The 12702-nt window shown below is 37.7% G+C and carries 14 protein-coding genes and 1 tRNA gene; 6 read left to right on the forward strand and 9 right to left on the reverse strand.

Annotated features, from left to right (window positions below; genetic code table 11):
- The 5 genes from CFPU101_RS16985 to CFPU101_RS17005 all read right to left on the reverse strand — a co-directional run.
- Positions 1 to 396: Uma2 family endonuclease (locus tag CFPU101_RS16985; RefSeq protein WP_206816524.1), on the reverse strand; the 396-nt coding region annotated here is incomplete at its 3' end.
- A 69-nt stretch (positions 397 to 465) separates the two neighbouring features.
- Positions 466 to 945 carry a DUF3368 domain-containing protein gene (locus CFPU101_RS16990; RefSeq protein WP_206816525.1) on the reverse strand — a complete coding sequence of 160 codons (480 nt, stop codon included), beginning with the start codon at positions 943 to 945 and terminating at the stop codon, positions 466 to 468.
- Entirely contained in the window at positions 942 to 1208 is a 267-nt protein-coding gene (locus CFPU101_RS16995; protein WP_206816526.1) for a UPF0175 family protein, read from the reverse strand. Before CFPU101_RS16995 ends, CFPU101_RS16990 begins: the two co-directional genes overlap by 4 nt.
- Positions 1209 to 1456: 248 nt before the next feature.
- A complete protein-coding gene (locus CFPU101_RS17000) occupies positions 1457 to 2332 on the reverse strand; it encodes a hypothetical protein (protein WP_206816527.1) in 876 nt (291 codons plus the stop codon).
- 6 nt (positions 2333 to 2338) lie between these two features.
- Entirely contained in the window at positions 2339 to 3571 is a 1233-nt protein-coding gene (locus CFPU101_RS17005; RefSeq protein ID WP_206816528.1) for a CCA tRNA nucleotidyltransferase, read from the reverse strand.
- A gap of 86 nt (positions 3572 to 3657) precedes the next feature.
- Here CFPU101_RS17005 and CFPU101_RS17010 point away from each other — a divergent pair, with 86 nt between their 5' ends.
- The gene (locus CFPU101_RS17010) at positions 3658 to 3906 is read left to right on the forward strand and encodes a Ycf34 family protein (RefSeq protein WP_206816529.1); all 249 of its coding nucleotides are present in this window, start codon (positions 3658 to 3660) and stop codon (positions 3904 to 3906) included.
- A 57-nt stretch (positions 3907 to 3963) separates the two neighbouring features.
- The gene (locus CFPU101_RS17015) at positions 3964 to 4281 is read left to right on the forward strand and encodes a DUF3067 family protein (protein ID WP_206816530.1); all 318 of its coding nucleotides are present in this window, start codon (positions 3964 to 3966) and stop codon (positions 4279 to 4281) included.
- Here the strand turns inward: CFPU101_RS17015 and tatC are convergent.
- Both tatC and CFPU101_RS17025 read right to left on the reverse strand, forming a co-directional pair.
- On the reverse strand, positions 4278 to 5042 hold the full coding sequence (gene tatC / locus CFPU101_RS17020; RefSeq protein WP_206816531.1) for a twin-arginine translocase subunit TatC: 765 nt from the start codon (positions 5040 to 5042) through the stop codon (positions 4278 to 4280). The genes CFPU101_RS17015 and tatC overlap by 4 nt on opposite strands.
- A 191-nt stretch (positions 5043 to 5233) precedes the next feature.
- Positions 5234 to 5791 carry a Uma2 family endonuclease gene (locus CFPU101_RS17025; protein WP_206816532.1) on the reverse strand — a complete coding sequence of 186 codons (558 nt, stop codon included), beginning with the start codon at positions 5789 to 5791 and terminating at the stop codon, positions 5234 to 5236.
- 188 nt (positions 5792 to 5979) lie between these two features.
- Here CFPU101_RS17025 and CFPU101_RS17030 point away from each other — a divergent pair, with 188 nt between their 5' ends.
- Positions 5980 to 7668 carry a CTP synthase gene (locus CFPU101_RS17030; RefSeq protein ID WP_206816533.1) on the forward strand — a complete coding sequence of 563 codons (1689 nt, stop codon included), beginning with the start codon at positions 5980 to 5982 and terminating at the stop codon, positions 7666 to 7668.
- A gap of 48 nt (positions 7669 to 7716) precedes the next feature.
- Here CFPU101_RS17030 and CFPU101_RS17035 read toward each other — a convergent pair whose 3' ends face one another.
- Positions 7717 to 9627 carry a heavy metal translocating P-type ATPase gene (locus CFPU101_RS17035; protein ID WP_206816534.1) on the reverse strand — a complete coding sequence of 637 codons (1911 nt, stop codon included), beginning with the start codon at positions 9625 to 9627 and terminating at the stop codon, positions 7717 to 7719.
- A 76-nt stretch (positions 9628 to 9703) separates the two neighbouring features.
- Here CFPU101_RS17035 and CFPU101_RS17040 point away from each other — a divergent pair, with 76 nt between their 5' ends.
- Positions 9704 to 10825, forward strand: a complete 1122-nt coding sequence (locus CFPU101_RS17040; RefSeq protein ID WP_206816535.1) for a precorrin-8X methylmutase — start codon at positions 9704 to 9706, stop codon at positions 10823 to 10825.
- Here CFPU101_RS17040 and CFPU101_RS17045 read toward each other — a convergent pair.
- Positions 10816 to 10888: transfer RNA gene (locus CFPU101_RS17045), tRNA-Ala, on the reverse strand. The genes CFPU101_RS17040 and CFPU101_RS17045 overlap by 10 nt on opposite strands.
- A gap of 75 nt (positions 10889 to 10963) precedes the next feature.
- Between CFPU101_RS17045 and CFPU101_RS17050 the strand changes: the two genes are divergently transcribed.
- Positions 10964 to 11830 carry a rhodanese-related sulfurtransferase gene (locus CFPU101_RS17050; protein WP_206816536.1) on the forward strand — a complete coding sequence of 289 codons (867 nt, stop codon included), beginning with the start codon at positions 10964 to 10966 and terminating at the stop codon, positions 11828 to 11830.
- Between the two features lie 68 nt (positions 11831 to 11898).
- Positions 11899 to 12615, forward strand: a complete 717-nt coding sequence (locus tag CFPU101_RS17055; RefSeq protein WP_206816537.1) for a DUF2993 domain-containing protein — start codon at positions 11899 to 11901, stop codon at positions 12613 to 12615.
- The last annotated feature ends 87 nt before the right edge of the window (positions 12616 to 12702 follow it).

Below are 12702 nucleotides of genomic sequence, written 5' to 3' on the forward strand. Positions count from 1 at the left end.
AATTCGCAACTTGGTATCAATGACAAAATCGGGTGCAATGGGGGGGAATTTTTGCTGTTGTTCAGCAGTCAGTGCATTCCACCGTGAGAGTTCTACCCAAGAGACATCAGGGGAGCGTTGTCCACCCAGAGGAAGTCGAAACACCGTAGAAGAGCTAAAAACTTTCCCTAGCTTAGTCTTGCGGTTCCAGATGGTTAAGTCCGTCCCTAGCTCTAATTCATAATTTCCACTTTCTCCACCAACTGGGGACATGACGATTAATACTCCTTTTGCGGTTAGTTCTAAAGGTTGTTCTGGATTAGCTAAACATAATTGATAAAATTGTTCGTCAGTGAGATGGAGCATACTAAAATCAAGTCGAATGGGTTCCACAATTTCAAATTCTGATAAAGTCATAACATCTTATTAATCATCTAAAGTTTTATCAAACTTTGTTTTAATCGTTCTAATTTCAATGGCAATTAATTATGTACTATTAAATTTTTTAAGAAGGGATTCTAGTAATTGAGGAGAAACAAAAAAGCTGGTTTGTTGCAATTCATAAAATTTGCTTGACAAATCAATCAGATTGGCTTGTACTGCATCACAGAGAATACCTAATAAACCAATAATATTTAAGCCTCGCTCAATAGCAATGGTTCGAGCAATTTTATCATCTAATATAATTAAATTGGCGTTAATTTGTTGAGCTAGAATAATTGCCTCTTTTTCTCCTTGATCGAGTTGCTCAAGTTCTGGTGCAGCAGGACAACTGATAGTTTCAACAGCCAACCAATTCGGATAGTTTTGTATCCATTCTTTGACAGTTTCAGGTGTTGCTTGTGCTTGTAGTTCTTGATAGACAGCTTGAGGAATAATCACATTTCCATACAGTTTAGGTAAAATATCAATACAGTCAATTAAGATTAAATAACACAAGGGAGAAGTGTCAGAAATAATAATCATTGATGTCTCAATTGTTGAAGAGTCTCTAAATCTCTTTGAAGTTCTTCCTCATCATAATTAATATAAATACCAGCTTCTTTGAGAAAAGCATGAGTTTTTAAACGGGATGGAAGGTTTAAGATTTCTCCTATTTCCGCAGTAGTAATGAGATGATTTTGGTAGGCTTCTATAGCGAGGTTAGAAAGAATTTTTTTGGATAAATTTCCCCATTTTTGTTCCATGATCGTAGTCAGATTGTCTGGTAGTTCAATGGTAATCTGCATGGTTTTGTTTTTAATTAATAAATTTCTAAATTTAATTGAGAATATTATAGCGCAAATCGACGGATTAATTAAATTTCGGGCTTTTAATTGTCTTAATTTTAACTATTGTTCGTCAGTGAGATGGAGCGTACTGAAATCTAGTCGAATCGGTTCAATAATTGAAGATTCTGAGAATGTCATAAAATCCTACCCAAAATATTTAGACAACATACTAATCATAAGGTTTTTCTCAGCAATGATTATAAGATTTATTGTTTAGGATTGCCATTTTTATCTAAATATCCTCTGTCAATTAAAAAAGATTTTAAAGCAGTGGGATAATCAGTATATCTACCAACAATATTTTCACCTTTATAAATATCTAATCCCCAATCGGATGCGCGATCGTAATTAGCTAACATAAATTTCCAACCTGATTCATATTCACCTAAAAGAATTTTTTGAGCGACATAGCCTGATAAGACTCCATTCCGTTCATAATCTTCTTTCTTCACGGTTAAAACAGCTTGATACATATCTTGTAATCTTTCTCTCAAAAGTTTTGGATGATTGCGAGTGACATCAATCAATTTACCATTCTCAAACTGATAAATGAGTGTAGGTGGATAAGAACCTGCATAGGAACTGAATTGATATAGAAAAGAATTATCAGATGTAATAAATTCTATTTTCTTATCATTATTCAAGTCTTCAAAAACACCACCCTCGCCATCGATAAATCCTGTATCTGTTTTCACAAATTTATTGTTTTGCCAAGTATAAATAGCATAACTTGTGCAACAATGCGCCCCACCGCTAAAAGTTCTAATAATGACTTCATCTGTGCCATTATTATCTAAGACTTGTAAATCAATTCCAACAGGTGCGAACATATTATAGGCTTTATCATTAACAGATAAAACATCTTTATAATAAATTTTATAAGTTAAGTTTTCACTTGGTTCATCTTGATTATCTTGTGCAAAATTTCCAGGTTTGTAATTAACTATAACTTTAATCAATCCAGACTTAATTTCTTTATTTTGTACAATCTGATCTCCATTAAGTTCTAAACTTGTTTTTGCTAGAACTGGAATACTGATTAAAAATGACAAAAGAGATAATACTTGTATAATTTTTTTCATGACGAGCTAAGGCTTTAAATTTAACCAATTTTTTGCTAACTGCATTGCATCATCAGCAGTTGATATTTTACCTTCAATTTGAGCAATCTGGAGTTCAGTCAATAATTGACCGATTTTTGGACTAGGAGGAATTTTGAGACACTGAATTAAGTCATTTCCTTTGACTAATGGTTTAGGATGTGCAATGGGATCTAATGGATCTAAGTAACGATTCATTAAGAGAGTAATCCAGTCTAGATTGCTCTGATTCACCATAGCAAAAAGAGCTAAATAGGGAAAGATATTTTTAGTTGCTTGAAATAAAAAATATTGCTCTCTTAGATTTTTATCTATAATCGACTGTTTAAGTTGAGAAAATGTTCTTAAAAGGGTTGTAATTGTCCGAATATCATTGCGAGAATATTTTAATTGATTTAATTCTATTTCTGCTTCTTCGGGAATATTAGAGACTAAACACGTTAATTTTACTGTGAGGATCATGTCTGAGCTAAACTCAAAAGGAGTCGCCAATTGTTGCTCTAAAAGGTGTGCTGATGATTCAATTTGAGCGAGTTTATTTAATCGATTAGGTGTGATATTGTTGAGCCAACTTTGTAATACTTTATCTTGCCAAGCAACTGCTAACCAATAATTTCCGAGTGCATTTCTTAATAAATAATTTAATTCAGATTGCACTCTTTCCGCAGCCACTTGGCGAACCAGTGGAGCTAAATGACAAATCGTTGAGCGAGTCTCACAATCGATTTTAAAATTGAGTTGTGCAGCTTGACGATAGGCTCGTAATAAACGTAATGGATCGTCTTCTAAATTAGTAGGTGATACCATTTTAATTAGACTACGTTTTAAATCACCCAATCCGTTAAGTGGATCAATCAGCGTTTGACTATGAAAATTATAGGCGATCGCATTAATTGTAAAGTCGCGTCGTTGTAAATCTTTTTCTAGACTATTTCCTTCTTGTTGAGCAAAATCAACGGTTCCTTGAGGAAAAATCACTCTAGCAATTTGCCTAGTTGGATCTAAAACCACAAAACCAGCATGATAGTGATTCGCAATTTTTCGCGCTGTTTCAATAGCTAATTTTGGAATGACAAAATCTAAGTCTATATATTCTTTTTTACGACCTAAAAGCGCATCTCGTACCGCCCCACCAACTAAATATGTCTCAGGTGATAGCCAGTCTAAACTAAACGGTAATTCAGTCAATGTCAGAGCATCTATATTATCGTATCGAACCATTTATGTTACAAAAATCTAAATAAAGATCAAGCCATAACCCTCCCGTTTGAGTTAGATTAACAGAAAAGTAGGAGAGTAGTAGAACTATGTGTATTTGTGTAAACTGCTATTTTGTAGATCGCTGCACCACCTATCACGCAGTTGAGATTCAACATCAACAACCCCATTTAACTGAAAATCCTGATTTTGAAGCAACAGAACCGACGATTAATGTGAACATTCGCCCCAAAGAAGACTATATCGAGATGGAATGGGATGTCGTTGGTTGCAATAGTTTTTTGCGTGAAACTGGTAAATGGGCTAAACTTCGACCTGGTGAAGCTGTACCGACTTAGGATTGACCATCTATCACATAGTAGATAAACTATTGTAATCAATTCTAATGCAGCCTCATGACCGGAGAAGAACTTCATCAACTTTTGCTTAATAAATGGGGATATTCCTACGATATTCAAGTTAGACGCATCAAGGGAAGGATCTTTATTCAAGTCATGTGGAAATACTTAGAACAAGTTTCCTTTCCTTTGTCTAGACTGGAATACATCGAACATCTTAACACCATTACTAATTATCTCAATGCTTGGGGAGGGGTGGAACAAGTCACCTCGTTTATTGAAAAAACCCGCGAACGTCCCCGACTGGGTAAAGCAGTCAGTATTCCTTTAGATTTAGGTGAACGTGCCTCAGAATGGATTTTAGATGATGGTTAATGTCCCGTCAATTTAACCATGCCAATTCCTCCAAAGTATAATCCTAAAACGGCTCCTGCTAAGAGAGATTGGGTTAGAGGATCAGTCGATGGGGTTAAAATTGCACCTAAAACGACTGAACCGAGTACCACAAAACGCCAACCCGATATCATTTGTTGTGAGGAAATAATATTCAAAAAGCCTAAAATTAATTGTACGATCGGAATCTGAAACGCTAAACCCGTACTAAACATCAATAATAAAACCAGTTCAAAATAGCGATCAATTGACCATGCTTGTTCAACTACATCCGCACCGTAGTTAATAAAAAATTGTAGCGCGGCAGGAATTAGTGCAAGATAAGCAAAAGCTAATCCTGCAAAAAACAGTACACTTGAACCTAAAAATATGGGAGCCAGTAAACGACGTTCCCGACGTGTTAACCCAGGTAAGACAAATTGAGCAATCTGATAGAGAATAAAAGGACTCGCTACAAGTATTCCACTGTATCCTGCAACCTTAAGCGAGACAAAAAAGAATTCACCAGGGGCTAATTGTAAAAATTTAACACCATTGGCTGGAACTTGGAGCAATTTCACCAACGGTTTAACAAAAATAAAACAGCCGACCATCCCAAAACCTGCGGCAATGAGACAATAGAAAATACGCAGACGTAACTCTTCTAGGTGATCGAACAAAGACATTTCGACCTCATCAGGAAGCTCGTCGAGATAAGTGTCACGGTCTGTTTCAGGAGGGATTTTAACTTCTGTAGAGGCCATACAAGCAATTAATAACGCTTTTCCTTATTCTATCGGTTCTATTGAACTTATAGGTTTAGGATTTCCTTTAAGCCTTTTTCTCAAAACGTTAAGAAAATCTTTTAATAATGGTCACTAATATGTTAAATTAGATACAGAATTGAATTCCGTGACAGCACTGGGGAAGCCTGAGCCGCTTACTCCAGTTTTTTTTAGAGCAAACTCGCTTTTTCAAAGATTTGACGGGGTGTCAGTTTCAAATTAGGTAAAATGGAATCTTCTAAGCTATCATCATCTTTTTTGGTTTGTGGTGGCGCATCGGGATAAAAAACCGTAATTTTCTTAACCTTAGAATCTACTAACCAAACTCTGTCTACACCTGCATTGAGATAGTCAACCGCTTTCTCGCTTAAATCACTAAAAGATTGCTCAGGTGAAATAATTTCAATGACTAATTCTGGAGGAACGGGACAAGCTTCATCAGCTAAAGGAATATCGCCTAAACGATCGTAGGAAATATATAATAAATCAGGTACAGGACACCAATCTTTACCCCGTCGTTTTAGTTTAATTGCCCACTCGATCCCGACTTCACCGCGTGTATTCCAATTGTCAAGAATAAGACACATTTGCCCTGTAAGGCGAGAATGAAAGCGTAATGGCAACCTTTTAGGTACTGCTTCTCCATCAACAAATTCATAGGTAATATCAGTATCGCTTAGAGTTAAAAATTCTTCTAGAGTAAGAAAGGATTTGATGATTGATGTCATGGTTGATCATCTCCATAATCTAAGAGTATGATCGCATTTAAAAAACTCTTTGTCTAACGCGATCAATTTAATTATGATTTTAAGCTAAATAAGATAGCAACAAAGACTACTCCGATTTGAGAAAACCTATGGCAAAATAAACGAGGGAGCTAAGATAGTATCGAGGGCTAAGTCAGAAGTTAAGTATTATGAGTAAGTTTGTATTTGTTACTGGGGGAGTTGTCTCCAGTATCGGAAAAGGTATTGTAGCGGCTAGTTTAGGGCGATTATTGAAATCACGGAATTATTCGGTATCAATTCTCAAACTCGATCCTTATATTAATGTTGATCCTGGTACGATGAGTCCTTTTCAGCATGGTGAAGTTTTTGTAACCGATGATGGGGCTGAAACCGATTTAGACTTAGGACATTATGAACGCTTCACCGATACTGCGATGTCTCGTCTTAATAGTGTGACGACGGGATCAATTTATCAAGCAGTTATTAATAAAGAACGTCGCGGGGCGTATATGGGGGGAACGGTTCAAGTTATTCCTCACATTACCAATGAAATCAAAGAACGGATTTTACGAGTTGCCAAAGATACAAACCCCGATATTGTGATTACTGAAATTGGGGGAACAGTGGGGGATATTGAATCATTGCCGTTTCTTGAAGCAATTCGGCAATTTCGTAAGGAAGTAGGACGAAATAATGTGATTTATCTACACGTTACCCTAATTCCTTGGATTCCTGCCGCTAAAGAGATGAAAACAAAACCGACACAACATTCGGTGAAAGAACTCAGATCCATTGGCATCCAACCCGATATTTTAGTTTGTCGTAGCCATCTACCTTTACAAAGTGGCATTAAAGAAAAACTATCGGCTTTTTGTGATGTTCCTGTAGAATCGGTAATTACTTCACAAGATGCCAGCAGTATCTATGAAGTGCCGTTGATGCTAGAACAAGAAGGATTAGCCCAACAAACTCTAGAATTGTTTAATCTAGAACAAAGACAACCCGATTTATTTCATTGGGAAACTTTAGTACAACGCATGAAGTCGCCTAAACATGAAATCGAAGTGGCGATCGTTGGTAAATATGTTCAATTGAGTGATGCTTATTTATCGGTTGTTGAAGCGTTACGTCATGCAGCGATCGCAGTTAATAGCGAAATCAAATTGCGTTGGATCAATGCAGAAGATTTAGAAACAGAAGATCTTGAGCTTCATTTAAGTGGTGTTAGTGGGATCGTTGTTCCTGGTGGTTTTGGGATACGGGGTGTTGATGGTAAAGTTAAAGCGATTCAATATGCCCGTGAGAATAAAATTCCGTTCCTTGGACTGTGTTTAGGAATGCAGTGTAGTATCATTGAATGGGCGCGTCATGTAGCAAAAATCGATCACGCCAATAGTGCAGAATTTGAGCCAGAAACACCAAATCCCGTCATTAATCTTCTGCCAGAACAAGAGGACGTGGTTGATTTAGGGGGAACAATGCGTTTAGGTTTATATGCCTGTCGTTTGACCCCAAATACGCTAACTTATTCATTGTATGGTCAGGAAGTAGTCTACGAACGCCATCGCCATCGTTATGAGTTTAATAATGCTTATCGTAATCTTTTGTATGAGTCTGGATATACGATAAGTGGGACTTCACCTGATGGGCGTTTGGTAGAAATTATAGAATTGAAAGATCATCCTTTCTTTATTGCCACACAATTCCATCCTGAATTCCTCTCACGTCCAAGTCATGCTCATCCTCTGTTTTTAGGATTTGCAACAGCTTGTCTTAATTCTATTTTGGATGATTTGGTTACTGAGGAAGAAATTGAATCTAACGCGAATAAGAACATCAATTCAGATCTGTGGACTCCTGTAGAAAGTTTAATTTAGTTAAGATGAGGGTTTAGGGTTTAAAATTTCCCTTTACCCTTTTTATTTTTAATTTCTCAGTAGTCGTAAACCATTGAGTGTGACTAAAACGGTAGATCCCTCATGTCCTAAAACCCCTAAAGGTAGAGTAATCTGATTAGTAAAGTTAGCGATTAGCAGTAGTACAATAAAACTCAAAGCAAAGATAATATTTTGTTTGATAATTCGTCCTGCACGATCGCCTAAACGTATGGCATCTTCTAATTTTTCTATACGATCGCTCATCAAGACAATATCTGCTGTTTCAAGGGCTACATCACTTCCCGTTGTTCCCATTGCAATTCCAACTGATGCAGTAGCAAGTGCAGGAGCATCATTAATTCCATCTCCCACCATTGCGACAGTGTTATATTGCTTTTGGAGTTTTTGAATCACATTTACTTTATCTTCGGGTAATAATCCTGCATAGACTTGATTAATTCCGATTGCTAAAGCGATACTATGGGCAGTTTGCTCATTATCTCCCGTTAATAGAGAAATAGATTTAATTCCCAAACGTTGTAACCCTGTAATCATTTTACTAACTGTAGGACGTACTGTATCAGCAATTCCGATGATTCCTAGGATTTCTTCACCATAAGCCACCCAAACCACCGTTTTTCCCATCCGTTCCCATTGTTGACTCATTTGGTGCAAGGTTTCATTGTTTTGATGCGTTTGATCTTGAATAAATGACGCTTTACCGATGATAACCTTTTGTCCATCTAAAAAGCCTGTAATACCCTGTCCGACATGAGCTTGTACATTCACTGCATTCTTTGGTTGTAATTGATGAGCCGCTTTAAAAATTGCTTCAGCGATCAGATGTTCTGATAAACTTTCTACAGCCGCAGCAACTTTAAGTAATTGCGCTTCATCTTGATTTAATGCCATTGTTTGAACGACTTCTAGCTTACCTGTGGTGAGTGTCCCTGTTTTGTCGAATGCGATCGCTCTAACTCGTCCCATATTTTCTAACTGTGCGCCATTTTTGAATAAAATTCCAGAACGTGCGCCGTTAGCCATTCCAGATAAAAGCGTTGGCATAATGGCAGCCATCAAAGCACAGGGTGAAGCGACGACTAGAAAAATCAGTGTTTTATAAATGGTATTTTCCCAAGTCCAACCCAAAAACAAAGGTGGTAAAGTTCCGAGCAACAAACCAATAATAACGATGACTTTAGCATAGCCTCGTTCAAAGCGTTCAATGAATTGTTGTGAGGGAGGGGTTGCGGTTTGTGCTTGTTCAACGAGACGGATCACACGTTGGATTAAACTACTTTCGGGGGGTTGATGAATCTTTAATTTTAAAGCCCCATTTCCGTTAAGAGTTCCCCCAAAGACTTCATCACCGACTGTTTTTTCGACGGGGAGCGACTCTCCAGTAATGGAGGCTTGGTTAAGAGTGCTGTATCCCTCAATGACTACGCCATCGGTGGGCACTAATTCACCTGGTTTAACTAATACCATATCCCCGATCTGAAGTTGAGCAACAGAGATCATTTGTTCTTGATCATTGACGAGCTTTCTGGCGGTATCTGGTGTTAAACTCATTAAACCTCGGATACTGCGATCGGTGCGTTGCATGGCATAGCTTTCTAATGCACCACTAATAGCAAAGATTAAGATTAATACTGCTCCATCGACAATAAAAGAGTATTCCCGTTGCCACAAACCCAGAATAGCCGCCCCTAATGCTGCGACAATCATCAGCAAGTCTACATCTAATTCTTTTTCTTGCAACAAAGTCATTAAGCCATCTTTTGCGCTGTTGTATCCCCCAACGACATAAGCAACAGGCAAAATTAATAAACTGATCCCCAACCAACCGAGGTTAAGGGTGAGCCAACCACAGAAGACTAAAATAGCACAAACGATCGCCGTTACAGCGTCTGGATGTTCTTTAAACAAGTTTGGAAAAGAAGTCGATGAGATGATCATTTTGAACGGAGCAAAAACAACTCTTTTACTCTAAACCTTGACATTAATGTCAATGTCAACCTTTAAAATATAAAGAATGAATAATCAATATCTAACGATTAAAGAACTCACAGAAAATGTCGGTGGGAAAGTAACCCCCCGTATGGTACGTCACTATCACACTTTAGGGTTAATGCCACCCGCACAACGATCATCAGGTAATTATCGTCTCTATACCCAACAAGACGCGCAACGGTTGGGGCGAATTGTCGCGCTTAAAGAACAAGGGTTCCAGCTATCCCATATTCAGCAATTACTTAAAAATGACCCTGATCTAGAGAGTAATTCGACGCTAATGATACATTTACAGAAGCAATATCAATCCGTTATCGATCAAATTTCCCGTCTTCGACAAACGGCAGCCGCATTAGAGGGAGTTTTGGGACGCGATCAACATTGTCAAGCAAATGTACTAGCCCAACTCAAACGGCTTGATGTAGAAACAGAAGATGGTAAGAGACAGTTAGAACAACTTTGGCAAAATCTAGACGCGGCTGTATCGTCTCATCCTGAAGCTTTCACAGAATCATTACAACACTTATTACCTGATCTGTCTATGCGATCTGAAATTGAAATCGATCTGCTAATATCATTGGTTTTAGCCTGTGGTGATGTCAGTATCGTGAATTTTGTTAGAATGAGTCATGATGCGATCGCTGCTGCTCGTCATGCTCTTGTGGCTCAGTGTCCAATTATAGGCGATGTTAAAAGCGTTATTGCAACTCTTGATCAAACACGATTAGCTCATCTAAAATGCCAAATTACAACAACTTTAATCAATGATCCCCATGTCACTGATGTTGTAGAAGCCGAGCGAGCTTTCTGGCAGTCTAAAACTTTACAAAATATAGAACCACAGTCTGTATTAGTAATTGGTTATGCGCCATCAGTTTTGATGTCGGTTTGTGAAGCAGTGGAACAACAACATATACAACCTGCGTTAATTATTGGTATGCCGATCGGTTTTAGTCATGCTCCTGCCGCTAAACGTCGCTTAATGCGATCGGGTGTTCCTTATATTACCATTGATCGAACCCTCGGCGGTGGTCTTTTAGCCGCAGTCACACTAAATGCTTTGGCTAGATCTGTGATTGAAAAGCCAAACTGTCATTGTTATCTTAAATCTAATGAGGCTAATGATTTAATTTATGGAGGTTAGCGGACTCGAACCGCTGACATCCTGCTTGCAAAGCAGGCGCTCTACCAACTGAGCTAAACCCCCGTGAGGCTTTTTTGAATCGCCTTTGCTATTATACACATATCCCTAAATAAAAATCAATACCTTTTTTCAAATTCCATGACTCAAGTTGTCGCCACTTTTTATAAATTTGTTGATTTGCCCGACTACCAAGAAAAACAAGCCTCTTTACTCAATTATTGCCAAACTCATCAGGTCAAAGGTACTATCTTATTGGCATCTGAAGGAATTAATGGAACGATCGCTGCCTCTCGTCATGGAATCGATCAAGTTTTATTGTACTTAAAATCCGATCCGCGTTTAGCAGATCTTACTCATCGGGAATCAAGTGCGACAGAACCACCCTTTGAACGGATGAAAGTTAAACTTAAAGAAGAAATTGTAACCCTCGGAGTCAGTGAAGTTAACCCCAATGAACAGGTAGGAACCTATGTTACACCGCAAGAGTGGAATAATTTAATTGAAGATCCAGACGTATTAGTGATCGACACCCGCAACAGTTATGAAGTCGATATCGGAACCTTTAAAAATGCAATGAACCCGAATACTCATTCATTTCGAGAATTTCCCGACTATGTAAACCATCACCTTAACCCAAATCAATACAAAAAAGTTGCTATGTTTTGTACTGGAGGCATACGCTGTGAGAAAGCCTCATCTTTTATGCTAAAACAAGGATTTGCTGAAGTTTATCACCTCAAAGGCGGGATATTGAAATATTTAGAAGAAATAACGCCAGATGAAAGTTTATGGGAAGGGGAATGTTTTGTCTTTGATGAACGAGTTGCAGTCACACATGGTTTAGCGCAAGGAAGTCATGAAATGTGTCTAGCTTGTGGACATCCTATTAATGATACTGATCAAACGTCGCCACACTACGAAGATGGCATATCTTGTCCATACTGCTACGAAAGTCTAACACCCGAAAAATATGCTCGTCAACAAGCGAGAAAACAACAACAGTAATAAGAATGTTATAGTGATAGGACTTTTGAAAGTCCTATTGGTTAAATGTGTGAGAGGGTGAGCGTCAGATGCAAGTCAGTCCAAAAAGTAAAATTATTAGTAGCGTATTACCACCTGCTATCAAATTTTGGTTACGATCGCAAGTTGAACAAATTGAAGAATTAGATCTCCGTATCACTGGGCAAGATGGACAAATTATCAAAGGTTATATCCCTAGTGTATCTTTATCGAGTCACAAAGCAGTTTATCGAGGTTTACATCTACGCAAACTGAACTTACAAGGGGATAATATACGAATTAATATCGGACAAGTTCTTAAAGGAAAACCTCTACAATTATTAGAACCCATCCCCATTACTGGAGAAATTCGATTCGTTGAAGAAGATATTAATACTTCTTTGTCTTCTCCTTTACTATCAAATGCCTGTATAGATTTATTAATTTTACTCTTAAAGTTTCAGGGCATAAAAGACGCAAAAGCTTTGTTATCCGCCTATCAGATAGAATGGCAAAAAGTGACGATGGGCGATAATCTATTTACCTTAGAGGGTTTCAGTATCGATCAACAGGGTAATAAATCACCTCTAAAAATTAGTGCAGGATTAAAACTAGAACCCCCAAATATCCTCTGGTTCTTTCCGAAAACCATTCAACTGATGCCTGAATTTTCTCACGTGACTTTCCAAGCATTTCAAATTGATTTAGGAACCGATGTCGCTTTAGAGAAAATTAATTTAACAGAAGGATTATTAATCTGTTATGGTCAGGTCATGATTAGAAATTAAAATAATTAATCCCTTTTGTTGATGTCATTGACCTAAAATCGCAGTTTTCTAAATTTTCTTGTTCTAGATTATATTAATGCTGTTTTG

This window comes from Chroococcus sp. FPU101, from assembly GCF_017312365.1.
Lineage (GTDB): Bacteria > Cyanobacteriota > Cyanobacteriia > Cyanobacteriales > Microcystaceae > Chroococcus.